This window comes from Dactylosporangium vinaceum (genome assembly GCF_019904175.1).
GTDB lineage: Bacteria > Actinomycetota > Actinomycetes > Mycobacteriales > Micromonosporaceae > Dactylosporangium > Dactylosporangium vinaceum.
Genome location: NZ_CP061913.1, coordinates 7,626,794 through 7,645,319 on the forward strand (window position 1 = coordinate 7,626,794; position 18,526 = coordinate 7,645,319).

15 protein-coding genes are annotated in these 18,526 nt (G+C 71.1%); 10 read left to right on the forward strand and 5 right to left on the reverse strand.

All coding sequences use genetic code 11. The features are described 5' to 3' along the window. Positions 1–138 precede the first annotated feature (138 nt). A complete protein-coding gene (locus Dvina_RS34205; protein WP_246655505.1) occupies positions 139–1,164 on the forward strand; it encodes a LacI family DNA-binding transcriptional regulator in 1,026 nt (341 codons plus the stop codon). Here Dvina_RS34205 and Dvina_RS34210 read toward each other — a convergent pair. After that, positions 1,143–1,985, reverse strand: a complete 843-nt coding sequence (locus tag Dvina_RS34210) for an aminoglycoside phosphotransferase family protein (protein ID WP_223093410.1) — start codon at positions 1,983–1,985, stop codon at positions 1,143–1,145. The two genes, Dvina_RS34205 and Dvina_RS34210, sit on opposite strands and share 22 nt — an antisense overlap. 167 nt (positions 1,986–2,152) lie before the next feature. On the opposite strand from Dvina_RS34210, the gene Dvina_RS34215 reads away from it, so the two are divergent. From Dvina_RS34215 to Dvina_RS34225, 3 genes are all read left to right on the forward strand, one after another. Further along, positions 2,153–3,451 carry an RICIN domain-containing protein gene (locus Dvina_RS34215; RefSeq protein ID WP_246655506.1) on the forward strand — a complete coding sequence of 433 codons (1,299 nt, stop codon included), beginning with the start codon at positions 2,153–2,155 and terminating at the stop codon, positions 3,449–3,451. A gap of 126 nt (positions 3,452–3,577) precedes the next feature. Continuing rightward, the gene (locus Dvina_RS34220) at positions 3,578–5,782 is read left to right on the forward strand and encodes a rhamnogalacturonan lyase family protein (RefSeq protein WP_446682180.1); all 2,205 of its coding nucleotides are present in this window, start codon (positions 3,578–3,580) and stop codon (positions 5,780–5,782) included. A gap of 43 nt (positions 5,783–5,825) precedes the next feature. Next, positions 5,826–7,256, forward strand: coding sequence for a discoidin domain-containing protein (locus tag Dvina_RS34225; RefSeq protein WP_223093411.1), 1,431 nt, complete (start codon positions 5,826–5,828; stop codon positions 7,254–7,256). Between the two features lie 114 nt (positions 7,257–7,370). Here the strand turns inward: Dvina_RS34225 and Dvina_RS34230 are convergent, their stop codons facing one another. Together Dvina_RS34230 and Dvina_RS34235 are read right to left on the reverse strand one after the other, a co-directional pair. Then, complete coding sequence (locus tag Dvina_RS34230; RefSeq protein ID WP_223093412.1) at positions 7,371–8,972, reverse strand: cellulase family glycosylhydrolase; 1,602 nt, start codon at positions 8,970–8,972, stop codon at positions 7,371–7,373. A gap of 93 nt (positions 8,973–9,065) precedes the next feature. Continuing rightward, entirely contained in the window at positions 9,066–9,758 is a 693-nt protein-coding gene (locus Dvina_RS34235; RefSeq protein WP_223093413.1) for a DUF305 domain-containing protein, read from the reverse strand. Positions 9,759–9,918: 160 nt separating this feature from the next. On the opposite strand from Dvina_RS34235, the gene Dvina_RS34240 reads away from it, so the two are divergent. The 6 genes from Dvina_RS34240 to Dvina_RS34265 are packed head-to-tail and all read left to right on the forward strand — an operon-like array spanning position 9,919 to position 16,851. Then, entirely contained in the window at positions 9,919–10,311 is a 393-nt protein-coding gene (locus Dvina_RS34240) for a hypothetical protein (RefSeq protein WP_223093414.1), read from the forward strand. A gap of 25 nt (positions 10,312–10,336) precedes the next feature. Continuing rightward, positions 10,337–10,939 (forward strand): hypothetical protein, encoded by a 603-nt coding sequence (locus Dvina_RS34245; protein ID WP_223093415.1) that lies wholly within the window; start codon positions 10,337–10,339, stop codon positions 10,937–10,939. A gap of 52 nt (positions 10,940–10,991) precedes the next feature. Then, positions 10,992–11,699, forward strand: coding sequence for a response regulator transcription factor (locus tag Dvina_RS34250; RefSeq protein WP_223093416.1), 708 nt, complete (start codon positions 10,992–10,994; stop codon positions 11,697–11,699). Continuing rightward, positions 11,696–13,015 carry a sensor histidine kinase gene (locus Dvina_RS34255; protein ID WP_223093417.1) on the forward strand — a complete coding sequence of 440 codons (1,320 nt, stop codon included), beginning with the start codon at positions 11,696–11,698 and terminating at the stop codon, positions 13,013–13,015. The genes Dvina_RS34250 and Dvina_RS34255 overlap by 4 nt, the downstream gene beginning before the upstream one ends. Beyond that, entirely contained in the window at positions 13,012–13,500 is a 489-nt protein-coding gene (locus Dvina_RS34260; protein ID WP_223093418.1) for an aminoglycoside adenylyltransferase domain-containing protein, read from the forward strand. Before Dvina_RS34255 ends, Dvina_RS34260 begins: the two co-directional genes overlap by 4 nt. A 57-nt stretch (positions 13,501–13,557) precedes the next feature. Then, complete coding sequence (locus Dvina_RS34265) at positions 13,558–16,851, forward strand: NACHT domain-containing protein (RefSeq protein WP_223093419.1); 3,294 nt, start codon at positions 13,558–13,560, stop codon at positions 16,849–16,851. Here the strand turns inward: Dvina_RS34265 and Dvina_RS34270 are convergent, their stop codons facing one another. Further along, positions 16,852–17,445: a DinB family protein gene (locus Dvina_RS34270; RefSeq protein WP_223093420.1), complete on the reverse strand. Its 594-nt coding sequence runs from the start codon at positions 17,443–17,445 to the stop codon at positions 16,852–16,854. It abuts the gene before it with no gap. Then, on the reverse strand, positions 17,442–18,425 hold the full coding sequence (locus Dvina_RS34275; protein ID WP_223093421.1) for an SDR family oxidoreductase: 984 nt from the start codon (positions 18,423–18,425) through the stop codon (positions 17,442–17,444). Before Dvina_RS34275 ends, Dvina_RS34270 begins: the two co-directional genes overlap by 4 nt. Positions 18,426–18,526: the final 101 nt, after the last annotated feature.

Sequence of the window (18,526 nt, forward strand, 5' to 3'; positions counted from 1 at the left end):
CAACGTTGTCAAACACTCTCGTCAGACATCACGATGATTGTCAATACATCCAGCTCCAAGATCTTATATAACAATCTGGATACGTTGATATTCAGAAGACAACGTTGTCAAAGCGGTTTCCCGGTACGCTGGGCCACCGTGGACGCCCGACCGACTCTCCGCGACGTGGCCCAGCTGGCCGGGGTCAGCCCCAAGACCGTGTCCCGCGTCGTCAACGACGAGGCCGGTGTCAGCGAGGTCAAGCAGGGCCGGGTCCGGCGGGCGATCGAGCAGCTGGGCTACCGGCCGAACATGACGGCGAGCCGGCTGCGCCGGGCCGACGGCCGCACCGCCGCGATCGCCGCCCTGCTCGAGGACATCGCCAACCCGTTCTCCTCGGCCCTGCAGCGCGCCCTGGAGGACGTGGCCCGCGAGCGCGGCGTGCTGATCTTCGCCGGCAGCGTCGAGGAGGACCCGGAGCGCGAGCGCGCGCTCGTCCACGAGTTCGCCCGCCGCCAGGCCGACGGGCTGGTGATGGTCCCGGCCGGCGACGACCAGGCGTACCTCAACCGGGAGCTCAACCCCGACACGCCGGTCGTGTTCGTCGACCGCCCGCCGGTGGGCCTGCACGCCGACGCGGTCCTGGCCGACAACGAGGCCGGCGCCGCCGCGGCCGTGCACCACCTCGTCGCCCACGGCCACCGCGACATCGCCTACCTGGGCGACCTGCGCTCCATCGCGACCGCCCGCCAGCGCTTCACCGGCTACCGCGAGGCCCTGGCCGAACACGGCATCGGGCGCAACCAGGCGCACGTGGCCCACGACCTGCACACCGCCGACGCCGCCGAGGCCGCGTTCCTGGCGATGCTCGACGCCCCGAACCCGCCGACGGCCTGCTTCAGCGCCCAGAACCTGGTGACGCTCGGCGCGATCCGGGCCCTGCGCCGCCGCGACCGGCACACCTCGGTCGCCCTCGTCGGCTTCGACGACTTCCCCCTGGCCGACCTGCTGCAGCCCGCGGTCACGGTGGTGGCCCAGGACCCCTACGCGATGGGCCGCCGCGCCGCGGAGCTTCTGTTTCGCCGCCTGGACGGCGAAACCTGGGACCCCTCGGCCCACGTGGTGCCGACCCGCCTGATCCCGCGAGGATCAGGCGAGATCCCCTACCGCTCGGCAAGCACCTGATCGATGGCGTACTTCCCCAGCGCCCCGAAGTACGCATTGCGCTGCCGGTAGTAGGCGAAGGCCCCGAGCCCGACACTGAACGCCCACGCCCTCCCCCGCCGCCAGGTCGCCGCGTCGGCCCCGACGAGCTCGCGGAACGTCCCGCGGGCAGCGGGGCCCATCGCGAGCCAGGCCGGCATCAGGTCGATGGCCGGGTCCCCGGTCGTGAGGCAGCTCCAGTCGAGCACGGCCGTCAGCCTCCCGCCGCGCGCCAGCAGGTTGGCCGGGTGCAGGTCGCCGTGCACCCACACCGGCGGCCCGCCCCACTCCTCGACGTCCCGGTCGCCCTGCCAGACCGCGGTGAGCAGGGCCGGGTCGTAGTCGCCGGCCAGCTGCGCGATCCACTCGGACACGTCGCGCCCGCGCAGGCTCCCGCCCCGCCCGCCGTACCGCGCCGCCGGCCCGCCGCCCGCATCGATGTCGCGCAGCGCCAGGACGAAGTCCGCCAGGTCCGCCGCGAGGTCGTCGAGCCGGTCCGGGTTGGCGCCGTCGAGCCAGCGGTACACCGCCCACGGATGCGGGTAGCCGAGGCCGGGCGCCCCGACGGCCACCTGGTCCGGCACGGCGGCCGGCAGGTGCGCGGCGAGCCCGGGCAGCCACCGCCGCTCGAGCTCGAGCTGCCCCACGCCGTTCCCCCCGAGCGGCATCCGCACCCCGAGGTCCGGGCCGAGCCGGAAGATCGTGTTGTCGGTCCCGCTCGACGCGAACCGTGACACCGGCAACCCGGCCCACTGCGGAAACTGGGTGGCCACGAGCGCGCGGACCAGATCGACAGCAACCATCCGCAGATCCTCCCAACCTGCGGCTTCGCATAACAAACGCTTAATTGGCGACTTACTTTAACTATTAGGCTTGTTTACCTTGTGCTCGGCGCGATCGATGCCCGATGATGCGACGGAGCGGATCCGCCCATCCCTCCATCCGTCCTCACACCCGAAGGACCTCACCCGTGCGCAGAAAGCTGGCGCTGGCCGCGCTTGCCCTGTTGACGGCGGTGGGCGTGGGTCTCGTAATCCGCCCCGCCCTCGCCGCCGCCACCCCGTTCAAGGTGCTCGCGTTCTACAACGGCACCTACGACGCCGCCCACATCGACTTCGATCAGGAAGCGCGAAGCTGGTTCCCGCAGCAGGGCGCCGCGAACGGCTTCACCTGGGAGGCCACGACCGACTGGAGCCGGCTCAACACCGGCAGCCTGGCCGCCTACAAGGTGATCATGTTCCTGGACGACGCGCCGCCCAGCGCGCAGCGGGCCGCGTTCCAGCAGTACATGCAGAACGGCGGGGCGTGGATGGGCTTCCACGTGTCCGCGTTCACGACCGATCCGGGGTCGTGGAGCTGGTACTACAACACGTTCCTCGGCTCCGGCGCGTTCCGGACCAACACCTGGGGACCGACCAGGATCACCTACCGGGTGGAGGACCGCAGCCACCCGTCGATGGCCGGGCTGCCGGCGACGTTCCCCTCGGCCGTCTCCGAGTGGTACTCGTGGAGCAACGACCTGCGCCAGAACCCCGCCATCGACATCCTGGCGTCGGTGGACGCCGGCAGCTTCCCGGTGGGCACCGACCCGAACCAGTCGTGGTACAGCGGCTACTACCCGATCCTGTGGACGAACCGCAACTACAAGATGCTGTACGCCAACTTCGGCCACAACGGCATGAACTACGACACGAACACGCGGACCTCGTCGACGTTCGAGAGCGCCGGCCAGAACCGCTGGATCATCCAGGGCATCCAGTGGCTGGCCGGGCAGAGCACGACGCCGCCCACGTCGAACCCGGGCTCGCCGACGCCGGGCACCACGCCGTCGGGCGGGTCGCCGACGCCCGGCACCTACTACCAGCTGGTGAACCGGGCGAGCGGCAAGTGCGTCGACGCCCGGGCGGCCGGGACCGCGAACGGCACGGCGATCCAGCAGTACACCTGCAACGGCACGAACGCGCAGCACTACCGGTTCCAGACCACCGACGCCAGCTACTACCGCATCGACAACCAGGGCAACCCGGCGCAGTCGCTCGACGTGACCGACAGGTCCACTTCGGACAATGCGCCGATCCAGCTGTGGTCGTACAGCGGCGGCACCAACCAGCAGTGGCAGCCGGTCGCGGAAGGCGGCGGGTACTACCACTTCGTGAACCGGGCGACGGGCAAGTGCCTGGACACGCCGGGCGCGTCCACGGCCGACAGCGTGCAGCTGGTGCAGTACGCCTGCAACGGCACCGGCGCGCAGTCCTTCCACCTGGGGTAAACGCTTTCCGGTAACTTTCACGATCCCGGGGCCGCCGCACGCGGCCCCGGGATCGACCACTTTCGAAACCTCCGGACTCGGGGCTACCGTCCGCCGCAACGTGGCCCCGCGGGAAAGAGGAGCGAAGTGCGAAGAGCAGTGGCCGCCTCGGCGGCGATTCTGGCGGCCGGAGCCGGTGCCGTGACGGCGGTGCACATGGCCTCCGCCGCGGCCGCGGGCTGCCGGGTGAGCTACACGGTGACCAACGAGTGGCAGGACGGCTTCGGCGCGAACGTCGACATCACCAACCTCGGCGACGCGATCGGCGGCTGGACGCTGACGTGGACGTTCGCGAGTGGACAGTCGGTGACCCAGGCGTGGAACGCGACGGTCACGCAGAGCGGGACGGCGGTCACCGCGAAGGACGCCGGGTACAACGCCGCCATCGCCACGAACGCGACCGTCTCCTTCGGCTTCAACGGGGCCCGCAGCGGTACGAACCCCGTGCCTGCCGCATTCGCGCTCAACGGCGTGACCTGCACGGGCACGACGACGCCGCCGACCTCGGCCCCGCCGGCGTCCTCATCGCCCTCGCCCACACCGTCCACCTCCACGCCACCCCCGGCCGAGAACGGCCGGCAGATGGAGAAGCTGGACCGGGGCCTGATCTCGGTGCGCTCCGGCAGCGGCAACCTGGTGTCCTGGCGGCTGCTGGGCACCGAGGCGTTCGGCACGAGCTTCAACGTGTACCGCGGCGGCACGAGGATCGCGTCGGTCACCGACTCGACGAACTATCTCGACAACGGTGCCGCCGCCGACGCCGCCTACACCGTCCGCGCGGTCGTGAACGGCGCCGAGCAGGCCGCTTCCCCGGCGTCGCTGCGGTTCACGGGCGGCGCCTACCTCGACGTGCCGATCCAGAGCCCGGGCTCCATCTACTCGGCCAACGACGCGTCGGTCGGCGACCTCGACGGTGACGGGCAGTACGAGATCGTGCTCAAGTGGGACCCGTCCGACGCCAAGGACAACTCGCAGTCCGGCGTCACGAGCAACGTCTACGTGGACGCGTACAAGCTCAACGGCACCCGGCTGTGGCGGATCAACCTGGGCCGCAACATCCGGGCCGGGGCGCACTACACCCAGTTCCAGGTCTACGACTACGACGGCGACGGCAAGGCCGAGGTCGCGATGAAGACGGCCGACGCCACGACCGACGGCACCGGGCGGGTCATCGGCGACGCGAACGCCGACTACCGCAACTCCTCCGGTTACGTGCTGTCCGGCCCGGAGTACCTGACCATGTTCAACGGGCAGACCGGCGCCGCGATGTCGACGGTCGGCTACGACCCGCCGCGCGGCACCGTCTCGTCGTGGGGTGACAGCTACGGCAACCGCGTCGACCGGTTCCTGGCCGGCACCGCATACCTCGACGGCAGGCGACCGTCACTGATCATGGCGCGGGGGTACTACACCCGCACCGTCATCGCCGCCTGGGACTTCCGCAACGGGTCGCTGACCAAGCGCTGGACGTTCGACAGCAACGCCTCCGGCAACAGCGCCTACGCCGGGCAGGGCGACCACCAGCTCGCCGTCGCCGACGTGGATGCCGACGGCAGGGACGAGATCGTCTACGGCTCGATGGCCGTGGACGACAACGGCGGCCGGCTGTGGAACACCAACAACGGCCACGGCGACGCCATGCACGTCGGCGACCTCGACCCGTCCCGCCCCGGCCTCGAGGAGTTCAAGGTCGACGAGGACGGCTCGAAGCCGTCGAGCTGGATGGCCGACGCCCGCACCGGCCAGGTGCTGTGGACGACGCCGGCCAACGGCGACAACGGCCGGGGCGTCTCCGACGACATCTGGCCGGGCAGCCCGGGCGCCGAGTCGTGGTCGGCGGCCGCCGACGGCGTGCGCTCCCCGAGCGGCGCGGTGGTGTCGTCGCGCAAGCCCGGCTCGACGAACTTCACGATCTGGTGGGACGCCGACACGACCCGTGAGCTCCTCGACGGCACGCACATCGACAAGTACGGGACGAGCGGCGACACCCGGCTGCTCACCGGCGCCGACGTGCACTCCAACAACGGCACGAAGTCCACGCCGTCGCTGTCGGCCGACCTGTTCGGCGACTGGCGCGAGGAGGTCATCTGGCCGACGACGAGCAACAGCGCGCTGCGCATCTACAGCACGACCAGCCCGACGACGACGAAGTTGTACACGCTGATGCACGACTGCCAGTACCGCGAGGCGATCGCGTGGCAGAACACCGCGTACAACCAGCCGCCACATCCGTCCTACTTCATCGGCTCCGGCATGGCCGCCCCCAGGCAACCGGTCATCTACGTCCGATAAGGGGGCATTCCGGGGCACCTGTCCCACGAGGTAGGGTGCCCCGGTGACGAACGGCTGGGAGCTGATAACCGACGCGGCCGACTCCGCGCATCCGCGACTGACGTTTGAACCCTCCGTCACCGGACCCGAACTCGCCGCCGCCCTGCGCAGCCTCCCGCCGGAGGTGTCGGCCGTCGTCGAGGTGGTCGCGCTCGGCCGCGGCCGCGACGGCGGACGGGTCGTGGCGGCGCAGGCCGCGGCCGACCTCGGCGAATCGGTGACGCTGCGGACCACGGCGACGGACGGCTGGACCGACCCGGCGGCGGTGCTGCGCTGCCTGCCCGACGGGCGGGAGAAGGTGGTGGCGTCCACGCCGCCGCAGCCCGGCCTCGTCGCGATCGACGCGGCCACGTACACCCTCGACGAGGACTGGCTGGTCCGCGTCTCCGGCAACGGCCTGCACGCGATGCCGGCCGGCCCCGCGGTCCCGGCGCCCGCACCGTACGAGCCGCGACCGGGCGCACCGTACCGGATCGTCGTGGGCACCCCGGGGGCGCCCATCGCCGACCCCGTGTGGCCGGTGCTGTCGGCACTGCTCATCGCCGCGCTGAACGGCATCCCCGGCGAGGTCCTCATCGAGGTGGCCGGGGAGCCGACGGCCTGGGGGCGCACCGCCGCGGCCGAGCTTGCCGAGCGCTACGGGGGCAGCCACACGGCCACCGTCGTACTGCCGGTCGTGCCGGCCGAGGAGCCCGTGCGCCGGCGGCGCCCGGGCCGGCTCCTGATCGCTGCGGCGGCGGTCGTCGTCGCGCTCGGAGCCGGGACGGTGGCGCTCGTCTGGCCGCACGGCGGTGACGGCGACGGCGCGGCCGGCTCGCCCGCGAACGGGTACACCGGGCCCGGCGTCGCCCCCGACGCCTCCGGCTCGGCCGCGGGCGCCCGGGGCCAGGCGTCGGTGCGGGCCAGCCGGTCGTCGGCCCGCCCGAGCGGCTCGGCGTCGGCCACCGCCTCCGGACCGCCGTCGCCCGGCCCCGAGGGCTCCGCCGGCCCCAGCCAGCCGCCGCTCAACCTCAACGTGTTCAACCTGGCCGCCGGGCGCGTCACCCGCGACAGCGGGCACGCCGACGTCTACGGCTCGGGCAACGTCGCCGACGCCGACCCCGGCACCTACTGGGAGAGCCGCAGCAACGCGTTCCCGGCGTGGGTGCAGGTCGACCTGGGCAACCCGGCCACGGCCCGGCGGGCGGTGCTGCGGCTGCCCCCGTCGGACTCGTGGCCGGCCCGCACCCAGCGCATCGAGCTGCAGGGCAGCAACGACGACAAGACTTTCACGACGGTCGTGGGCGCGGCGACGTACAGCTTCGACGCCGCCTCCGGGCAGCGGGCGAGCGTCACGCTGCCGGGGACGCCGTGGCGCTACATCCGCGTCGTCTTCACCGCCAACTCGCTGCAGGCCGCCGGGCAGCTCTCGAGCCTGGAGCTCTACCTGGCCTGAGCGCCGGGACCCGGTGCAGACGCCGGACGGCGGCGGGGCGGCAGCGGGCGCACCGGACACCGGCGCGGTCCGGCCGGTCGGGCGCGTCGCCCGACCGGCCGGGAATCCCCCCTGTTATGCGCAGGCGGCGCCGTTGAGCTTCACCCCGGACGGGGCCGGGCTCGACGGGCCGTTGGCGGTGAAGCCGATCGTCACCGAGGCGCCCGCGGCCAGCGACGGCGCCCAGGTCGGCGCGGCCGCGGTGAACGTGGTGCCGGACTGGGTGACGGTGGCGTTCCAGCCGCTCTGCAGCGTGACGCCGGACGGGACGGTGAGGGTGGCGGCCCACGGGTTGACGGCCGCCGTGCCGGTGTTCTTCACGGTGACGCTGGCCTGGAAGCCGCCCTGCCACGCGTTGTCAATCTTGACCGTGGCCGCGCAGCCGCCGGTGGGGTTCGGCGGCTGCGACGCCGAGCGGCTGACGCTCACCGAGACGCTCGGCGAGCCCGTGTTCGTGCCGCCGCCGACGGGCGGGATCAGGTACGGCTGCAGGATCGACTGCTTCTGCTGGTTCACCGTCTTCCAGTCGTCGCCGACGATGCCGCCGGTGTCGCCGGAGTTCGGGTTCCACGACCAGTACGTGAAGTTCATGCCCGTGACCCCGGTGCCCATGTACTCCATCAGCTTCTGCAGCCACACGGCGTCCTGCGGGTTCTGCAGGGTGCTGCCGAACTCGCCGAGCAGCACCGGTGCGACGTTCTGCTTCTGCAGGTAGCCCCAGAACTTGTCCCAGATGCCGGGGAGGTTGTTCGGGAAGTTCGGGTCGTCGAACCAGCTCTGGTGGAACACGGAGTTGGCGTACTCGTGCGCGGAGTACACGAGCTTGTTCGGCTTGCTGAGGCGCACCGGGAACTCGCCGGCCTTCGACAGGTTGCCGCCCCACCAGCCGCACGGCTCGTCGGGGATGTTGTCCCACGCGTTGGCGTTGCCGCCGCTGGTGCAGCTGACGCCCTCGACGACGATGAGCCAGTTGGGGTTGGCGTCGAGGATGGCGTTGCCGGCCCGCTCGGCCGCCAGGCGCCAGTCGCGGTTCACGTCGCCGCAGCCCCAGCAGGCGCCGGTGCCGTTCGGGTCGGTGCCGTCGGCGTGCGGCTCGTTGTGCAGGTCGGCGCCGATGACCGTCGGGTTGTTCGCGTAGTGCCGGGCGAGCATCTGCCAGTTGCTGATCCAGGTCGCCTCCGGGGTCGCCGGGACGTACCACAGGGCGCTCTGCCCCGCCGACGTCGGGCGGTGCCGGTCGAGCAGGATGCGCATGCCCTTGCTGCCGGCGTAGTCGATGACCTTGTCCAGGATCTGCAGCGGGGTCAGGCCGACGAGGTCGGCGTTGCTGTAGCCGTCGACGCTGTTGGCCTGGGCGCCGGGCTTGAGGGCGTCCTCGGAGAACGGCACCCGGATGGTGTTGTACCCGAGGCTCGCCATCTGGTCGAGGGTGTCCTTCCAGGGCCGGGCCCACAGCCCGTGGAAGGTCTTGTTGTCGGTCTCCATGCCGAACCAGTTGAGGCCCGTGAGCCGCACCTTGGTCCCGGTGGCGTCGATGAGCTGCGCCCCCTGGGTGCTCAGGTAGCCGGTGCCGGTGCCGCCGGTGGCCGCGGACGCCGTGCTGTTGAGGCCGATCACGGCGACGGCGCCGACGAGTGCCATGCTGCTGGCCGCGACGGCGGCCCAGAGTCTCCTCATGCCGGGAAGTTCAGGGCAGATGCGTCACACCGCGCACTCCCGCACGCGTGGATCGCACGTTTCTGCAGCTCAGAGCGGTACAGCCGCAGAAACTTACACTGTTGGCAGCGCGGCCAGGAGCTTGCCGTGGGCCTCGAGGATCTTCGCGGCGGCGGCCTTCGCGGCCGGGTCGGCGCCGGCGGTGCCCTCCGACGTCGCCAGGTGCGTGGTGCCGGTGAGATGCTCGCGCAGCGCCGCGACGGCCCGGGCGAGCCGCTGGTCGGCGGGCGCGTTGCGAACCGCGGCGAGGTCGTCCTCGAGGACCATCCCGGGCAGGTCGTGCCCGGCGTGCTCGGCCGGGTTCTCCTGGCCGCCGCCGGCGGCCATGGCCTTGCGCAGGTCGGCCAGCTCGTCGCGGTGCCCGGCCATGGCGGTGCCCATCAGCGCGGCGAGCGCCGGGTCGTCCTTCAGCAGCTCGAACAGCGGCAACGCGCTGGTGTCGAGCGAGATCATGAGGTTGAGGAACGCGAGGTCGGTCGGGCTGAGCGACGCGGTGAGCGACGGCGGCTCCGCCTTCGGCGCGACCGGTTCGTGCGCGGGCCGGGCCCAGAGCACGACGACGGCGAGCGCGGCGACGACCACCACGACGACGGCCAGAATCCGGCGCCATATATCGCGCTTTTCGGGGAGTTCTCCGCCCGGCGCGGCCGCGGCCGGTGACGGCGCGGTGACAGCTTCTTCCGGCTCCGGCTCGGCCGACAGCGCCACGCTGGCTCCGTTGATGGGTGCGTCGCCATCCTGGGTCACCGCTCGACGGTAAAGCCCAGGCCGGGACCTACTCTATTAGATCTGTATTAAGTTGTGCCGATGATTTCCGGCGACGACGAATAACGCTTTTAAAGCGGATTTCAGGGAACCGTCCGATCGCCCGACACGGCCGTCTCCGCAAATACCTGAAAATGATCTCGTGCTGCGTCTTCTGCGTGTCCCCGTCGTGCTCGTGTTCGCCGCGATGTGGGCGCTGGGATCGTACGCGCTGGGCTTCCTGTGGCTCCCCGACGACCGTACCGCCGCCCTGGCCGCCGCGTGCATCGGCGGCCTCGCGGTCACCGCCGCCCTGGGCAGCCTGATCAGCCGCCCCTGGCCGGTCGTGCTCGCCCTGCCGCTGGCCGTCGGCGCGCTCACCACCTCGGTGTACGCGGCCGGCCAGCACCACCTCGGCCTCCAGGCGCACGCCGCGCTCGCCGCGGGCCGGGTCCTGGTCCCACTCCTGGCCGCCTACACGCTCCTGCTCGGCATCGCCGGGACCATGGCCGACGCCGCGACCGTCCGCCGCTTCCGGCGGCACATGGCGGGCTGAGACCGGACAGTGCAAGAATGCCGCGGTGCGGGTTGAGAAGGGCGCGGTGCCGGTCCTGCTGTGGTGCCTGGCCACCACGGCGAGTATCGGCGTGGCCACCCTCGCCCTGCGCCCGGTCCTGCGCACCGCCGTGCCCCAGGACTCGATCCCGGTCGCGGCCGACGACAGCCGCAACGACCGGCCGGTGACGACCCAGACCCTCCCGCCGCCGTCGGCCGCCGCGTCGAAGCCGCCCACGCCGAGCGCCGGGGACACGAAGTCGGCGACGTCGATCCCGGCGACCACCCCGGGCGCGAAGACCACCGGCGCCGCCCCGCCGACCCAGAAGACCACCACCCCGCCCCGGGTCGTCGACGGCTGGACGGTGGCCCCGGGCGACGACGGCGTGGACGTGTACCTGCGGTCGTTCCGCTCCGACGGCGGCGACGCCGTGATGCGCATCCGGGCCGAGGTCGTCTCGGTCGTCACGGCGACGCCCCGGCAGGGTTATTCGGTGTCGCAGGCACAGACCGAGCCGAGCCGGATGGTCGTGCAGTTCGTCAACGGCAACGGTGGCGCCGCGTATCTGGTCGACTGCATGTGGTGGCAGGGCGCCCCGCACGGTGAGGTCACGAAGATCGGCGGTTAGCAGCGCCTTAACGCGCATTGGGCAAGCATTTGACGTGCAGTAGTGTGCCCGCATGCCGCTGATCCTGCTGGTCGAGGACGATGTCGCCGTCTCCGGCGCCCTGTCGCGGGCGCTCACCGACGCCGGCCACGTCGTTCGCCCCGTCGGCAACGCCGGCTCGGCGCTGCGCGTCATCGCCACCGACCCGCCGGACCTGGTCATCCTCGACCTGGGCCTGCCGGACATGGACGGCCTCGACGTGCTGCGCATGCTCCGCGGGATCTCCAACGCGCCGGTCATCGTGGCCACCGCCCGCCGCTCCGAGCGCGACATCATCCGCCTGCTCGACGCCGGCGCCGACGACTACGTGACGAAGCCGTTCTCCAGCGCCCAGATGTCGGCCCGGATCAACGCGGTGCTCCGCCGCGGCCAGGGCACCCCGGGCCCGGCCCAGCCGCCGGCCGGCGTCACCGTCGGCGGCCTGCACGTGAACCCGCAGCAGCGCTCGGCGGCGCTGGACGGGCGGCCGCTGCAGCTGACGAAGAAGGAGTTCGACCTCCTGGCGTACCTCGCGCAGCGGGCCGGGCGCGTCGTCAGCCGGCGCGAGCTGCTGACCGAGGTGTGGCAGCGCCCCGACAGCTCCGGCGAGGACCAGACAATCGACGTGCACGTGTCCTGGCTGCGGCGCAAGCTCGGCGAGAGTGCGACGCAGCCGCGATACCTGCGCACCTTCCGCGGCGTCGGCGTGATGCTCGTCGACCCGGCGCAGCCACCGGCATGAGATCGGCCCTCTGGCGCCTGTCGTTCGCGATCACCTCGATGATCGCGCTGGCGTTCCTCGTCCCCCTCGCGTACGTCACCAAGCAGATCGCCCACGACCGCGCCCTGGTCGAGGCCCGGTCCCAGGCCGACGCGATGGTCGCCGCGCTCGCCTCCGCTCCCGGCGACACGTCGGCGTCGCTGGTCCGCGCCGTGGTCACGCTGCCGGCGGGGCAGTCGGGGCGGCTGGCGGTACACCTGACGGGCCAGCCGACCGTCGGCACCAGCCACGCGCTGGCGGCCGACGTCGAGCGCACCGCCCGCCAGCGCCGCTCGCAGACCGTCGACGCCCCGGGCGGCCTGGCCTACCTGCAGACAGTCGTGCTCGACGGCGACCGGACGGCCGTCGTGGAGGTGTACGTCTCCGACGACGAGCTGTCCCGGGGCGTCAGCGCCGCCTGGCTCGCCCTGGCCGGCCTGGCCGTCGTCCTCGTCGCCGGCTCGACCCTCGTCGCCGACCGCCTCGGCGCGCGGATCGTCGCCTCCACCCGCCGGCTCGCCGAGGGCGCCCGCGCGTTCGGCGACGGCGACCTGCAGGCCCGCGTCGAGCCGGACGGCCCGCCGGAGCTGCGTGACGCGGCCCGCAGCTTCAACCGGATGGCCGAGCAGATGGTCGCGTTCGCCGACGCCGAACGCGAACTGGCCGCGGACCTCTCCCACCGCCTCCGCACCCCGCTGACCGCCCTGCGCCTCGACGCCGACGCCATGCCGCCGGGCCCGATCGGCGAGCGGATGCGCCAGGCGTTCGACGCGCTCGACGACGAGATCGAGCAGATCATCACCCAGGCCCGCCGCTCCGTCGTCGACCGCGGCCCCGAGACCACCGACCTGGTCGAGGTCGTCGCCGACCGCCTGGCCTTCTGGTCGGTCCTGGCGGAGGACCAGAACCGCCCGTGGCGCGTCACGGGCGGCCGCGAGCCCGTCTACGTCCCCGTCTCCGAGTCCGACCTCATCTCCGCCGTCGACTGCCTGCTGGGCAACGTCTTCCAGCACACCGGCGAGGGCACCGGCTTCGAGGTCCACGTCTCCGCCCGCGGCCTCTTCGTCGACGACGCCGGCCCCGGCATAGCCGACCCGGCCGGAGCCCTGCGCCGCGGCGCGAGCGGCGCCGGCTCCACCGGCCTGGGCCTGGACATCGTCCGCCGCGTGGCCGAGTCCGCCGGCGGCCGCCTGATCATCGAACGCAGCCCCCTGCGCGGCGCCCGCATCGCCATCGAACTGGACCCGTTCGCCGCGGAGACCCCCACCCCACGGTCGGCCCGTAAAATCGTCAGATGATCGAGCTCCCCCCGTTCGTGGAGGGCGTCTATCTGGTCGGCTCGTCCGCCCCGATCACCTGGCACACCCTGGCCCACCACGGCGTCACGGTCCGCGGCCCCGAGCCGTCCACCCTGGACATCCACACGCACGACGCCGCCCTCGTCTCCTGGACCCGCGCGAACGCCGACTTCTACTGGCGCCCCTGGCTCCACCACAGCCGCTTCACCCTCCTGCGGGACTGGGGCGTGGCCTGGGGCGTCCTGGGCCTGAGCCGGATCGCCTGCACCATCCGGACCGCGGACATCACCGCGAAGGCCACAGCGGGCGAGTGGGCCCTGTCCGTCTACGACCACCACGCACCGATCCTGCGCGAGGCCCTCCGCCTGCGCCGCGGCGAATCGCAGCGCCTCTTCCACTCCCGCCGGACCCGCCGCGCAGCCGCCGCCGCGTTCATGCATGCGGTGCTGGCCGACGTCTCGGCCCACGGCGCGGAGGATGTCTAGCCGAACGACCGAATCAGTCCGGCACTGCTGCGGCGACGGGCCCCCTAGTGTGATCGGATGTCGCGGTCTCATTTCTCGTTCGCGCAGGCCCTCAAGCTCATCGGCGAGCACGGAGCCTCGACCGCACTGGACCGCCTGCTGGGCACCGCCCTCTTCGCCGGCGCCGCGGTGTCCGGCCCGGCCGCGCTTGTCGTCCTCAGCCTGGTGGACCCGAAGAACGAGGCCACCAAACTCCTGTCCGGCACGGTCGACACACTGGCCGCCAAGGCCCGTGGCACGTCCGGTCGGACGAGACAGGACCTCCTCATGGCCGCCCACACCATCACGGTCCTGTCCGCCTTCTTCGACGCCCTGGTCGAGCACACCGGCACCGACCTGCCCGACGACGACAAGCGCCGCCTCGCCGAGCTGCACCCACAGCTGGGCTTCGTGGACCAGGCCCTCAACGCCGACGTCCCGTTCCCGTCAGCCGAACACCCACTGCTCGACAACCTCCACACCCAGATCCGCCCGCTGTACACCGATCTCGCGCAACAGTCATTGGAGTTCCTGTCGGGCCTCGAAGGCTTCCACGGCCCGGCCGGCCCTGCTCCAGTGGTCGAACGAGCGGCGGCGCTCTACCTCGACCGCATGCTCCAGCTGGGCCCGGAACCACCGTTCGCCCTGTGGCTGACACTGACCGAACACGGCGCCACCCACCACGCACTCGGCGCCCTGGAGCAACTGCTGCGCCAGGTCGCGGCGGGCACCGCCCCGACCGCCGTCCGCGCGAGCCTGGCGACGCATGCCCGCGCGGTGCTGGATGAGCGACTGCTGCGCACCGGCGGCGATGCCGTGCTGACACCCACCATCCGCGACGGCTTCGTCGAACCGGCATTCCGCCATGTCCGCTATGACGCCGACAGCCTGGTATCTGCCTCCTCGTGGTGGGGCCGGCGGCCGGTCCGCGAGGGTCTGGTGGATTTCTTGGCTGCCCACCTGGCCAGTGCGGTCAGTGCAGAACTGCCGCTGCTGGTGCTCGGCGACCCCGGTGCCGGCAAGTCGCTGCTGACCGAGGTCCTCGCGGCCCGCCTTCCGGCCGAGTCGTTCGCGGTCCTGCGCGTGCCGCTGCGCGAGGTCAATCCGGGTGACCGCCTCCATGAGCAGATCACCAAACATCTACGCCGGACGCTGCAGACGGAGCGGATCGAGCTGCAGGATGTGCGCACCGAATGCGGCCCCTGCATTCAGTGCAGGGCCGCCGACCGGATCTGCTGGCATCAGGCCCGGATGGTCGTGCTCCTGGACGGCTTCGATGAACTGGTGCAGGCGACCGGCATCACGCAGTCCGGCTATCTCGAAGACGTCAAGACATTCCAGAAGGATTCCCGCGTACTCGGCGTCCCCGTGGCGGTGATCGTCACGAGCCGCACGCTCGTCGCCGAACGCGCCGAGATTCCCAACGGCGCGCCGATCGTCCGCCTCGAGCGATTCGACAAGCCGCGGATCAAACGTTGGACGACGGCCTGGAACACGGCCCGGGCAGGCGCCGACGGTTTCGTTCCGCTGTCATCGCAGGCGTTGCTGACGAACAGCAGCGTGGCCGAGCTCGTCCGCGATCCGCTGCTCCTGCTGGTGCTGGCGATATACCTGGCCGAGCTGGGACAGCCTGGCTTCGGTACCGAAGCGCTGACGCCCGCACAGCTGTACCGGCGGCTGCTCGACACATTCATCGAGCGCCAGGTCGACAAGGACGAAACCGACCTGTCCGCGGACGAGCGGGCGCGGCGGCAGCGGACCCAGCGCCGCGAGTTGCAGCTAACCGCGTTCGGCATGTTCAACCGCGGCCGCCAGCACATCACGCACGATGAGCTCGACAGCGATCTCGCCGCCCTCATCAAAGCACCCAAACGCGGGGCGACGCTGGCCGAGCAGCTGACGGAAGCGCAGCGGGTCCTCAGTGAGTTCCTGTTCCTGCACAACGCCACGATCCGCGATCAGCGCGGCGTGTACGAATTTCTCCACGCCACGTTCGGCGAGTACCTGGTCGCCGAACTCATCACCACCGAGCTGGCCCGGCTGACCCGGTTGTGTGACGTGGACGAGGACGCCCGGCTGGATGACGCCCGGCTCTGCGCTCTGCTGTCCCACGAGCCGATCACACAGCGCGCTCCGATTCTGCGGTTCGCCCGAGAGCAGCTCACCGAATCCCCGGTCAAGGTGCTGGAAAAGCTCATCCGGGACGCCCGCTACCGCCCGGACAGCGCAGAAGGCCGCTATCTGCCGGTCTCGTACGATCCGGTCCGCCGTCGGGCCGCGTACCTGGCCAACCTGGTCCTGCTGCGCGTGCATCTGGACGATCAACCGGTGCCGACAAGCTGTTTGGCCGACTCGGCTGAGTCGTGGGCGGCAACGGTCGGGCTGTGGCGGGCCGGCCTTCCGGACGCATCGTGGGTGAACGTCATGGGCGCCTTGAGACGCATGAACAATATCGACGCCATCGAGGCAACCAAATTCACCGACAATCCCTCATGGTCGGCGGATTCACGCGAAGCCGACCTGGCCGGCAACCGCTATACAGCCGCCGCCCGTGCCATTGGAGACCGGTTTGCCCGGCCGAGCGAAACCTGGACTGGTGACGATCTCGATGCGCACGAGCAGACAGGAAAGTTGCTGGCGTTTCCAACAGCCGCCCAGGCAACCGGGCAGCTTCTACCCTACGACCTCGATTTTTTGGACGAGTTTGTCGCCTTTTGCAATGCTGCGTCAAGCCTCAATACATCCAGCCGCCGACAAATCGGTAGAATTCTTGCTCGCGACGCTCGAAACCTCCCGTCCCGGCTCGTGGAACAGCTCGCGGCTCACGCGATACCCGGCAGCTCCTCGGCGGAACTGGCAGCGGCCGTCGCCGCGCACCCGAAGCTGCTCAATACGGTGCCTGGCCTCCGTGAGGCGGTGTCCGCTGATCCCGCAGAGTTCACCGATGTCGTAGCTGCCCTCTGGGCGGCCGAAAGCCGAGCCGCTCCAGCGGATGCGGGCCTGCTGCACGATCTGCGGTGCGACATTGATCGCACCGTTCGCAGGACACTCGATTTACAAGTGGATTCTGTATGGTTTTCGCCGGCTTACCTCACCTATTTGCGCTGTGCGCGGCCCAGCCACTGGACCGAGTATGTCCGCCTTCGCGAGCGCATCAACACCTTCAGAACCTCACACCTCCGGCGTATTGCGCCAGAGGATGGGGCGTTCCTGGCCGGGGATGACGGCGCGATTTTCGCCGGCAACTATCTGCGCAGCCGTGGCGTGGACTTCGAGGACGGCGGGGAGATTGCGGCGCTGCGGGAGTATGCCGAGCGCGAGCGCAGTTCGTAGTCAGCCCGCGTCGGCGGCGACGCGGGCGGCGTGCTCGATTTTGGCGTGGAAGGCCTTCAGCTCGTCCTGGGTGTCGAAGGCCATGTTGTCCTTGCCGGGGCGCCAGCCGACCGCGCCGTCGATGGTTTCGCGGATGATGTCGGCCTGGCCGCAGTGGCGTTCCACGTCGGCGATGACGTGGATCATGATTTGGGCCAGGGTCACGCCCGGGTCGTCGGGGCTCCACCACGGGACTCGGCCGGGTGCGTCCAGGTCCAGGGCGTCGAACGTGAGGTCGGCGTGGGCCCAGACGCGCTTGTACAGGCCCACGATGTCCTCGCGGGACTCGTCGGGAGTGGTGTACATGTCCAGGTTGACCTCGGCGTCGGGGTCGTCGAACCACGGGAGGGGCTCGGGGAATCGGCGGCCGAAGGTCTCGCCGAAGTAGCCGGCCTCGATCGAGGCGCAGTGCTTCACCAGGCCGAGCAGGTTGGTGCCGGTGGGGACCAGAGGGCGGCGGATGTCGTACTCGCCCAGGCCGTCCAGTTTCCAGATCAGGTTCTCGCGGGCGACCTGCAGGTAGCGGCGCAGGTGGGACTTGGCGCTGCCGCTCATGCCCGCCACCGCGCGACCAGGTCGTCCATCAGCTTGTCCATCCGTTCGTCGACGACCTGGCGGGCCGGGTCGGCGTCGTGCCAGGCGGCGATCTCGGTGGCGCCCTGGTGGAAGGGGATCGTCGCGGTCCAGCCGGGGGCGATGGAGCGGATCTTCGTGTTGTCGAAGACCATCGAGTGGGCCTTGTCGCCCAGGAGGCCGGCGCCCCAGTCGGGGTCGGCAGCGGCGATGGCGTCCGACGGGACGTGGACGATCTTCGGCGGCGGGGCGCCCAGGGCGGACGCCAACTGCTCCGCGATCTGGTTCCAGGTCAGCACGTCGTCACCGGTGATGTGGAAGGTGTCGCCGACGGCGCGCGGGTGGCCCAGGAGCGGGACGAAGGCGCGGGCGAAGTCCTCGTGGTGGGTCAGGGTCCACAGGCTTGTCCCGTCGCCGTGCACGACGATCTCCTTGCCGGCGCGGAGGCGGGCGGGGACGGTCCAGCCGCCGTCGAAGGGGACCAGGGTGCGGTCGTAGGTGTGCGAGGGGCGCACGATCGTCGCCGGGAAGCCCTTGTCGCGGTACACCTGGACCAGCAGGTCCTCGCAGGCGATCTTGTTGCGGCTGTACTGCCAGAACGGGTTGCGCAGCGGTGAGGACTCGAGGATCGGCAGGCGGGCCGGTGGGGTCTGATACGCGGAGGCGGAGCTGATGAACACGTACTGCCCGGTGCGGCCGCGGAACAGCTCGATGTCGGCGCGCACGTCGTCGGGGGTGAAGGCGACCCAGTCGACGACGGCGTCGAACGTCAGCCCGCTGATCGCCGCGCGCACGGACGCCGGGTCGTGGATGTCCGCGCGCAGCAGCGAGACGCCCTCGGGCAGGGGGCGCTGCCTGGACTCGCCGCGGTTGAGGACGTACAGCTCCAAGCCGTCGTCGACGGCCTGCTGCGAGCACGCCGAGCTGATGATGCCGCTGCCGCCGATGAACAAGACCTTCACGGCACCGACCCTAACCGCTTTCGTCCAGCCGCGCTGCGGCGCGGCAGGGGGTTCCCACCCTGCACCCCCATGCCCACCGGCGGGCACTCAAGCCGGTCGGC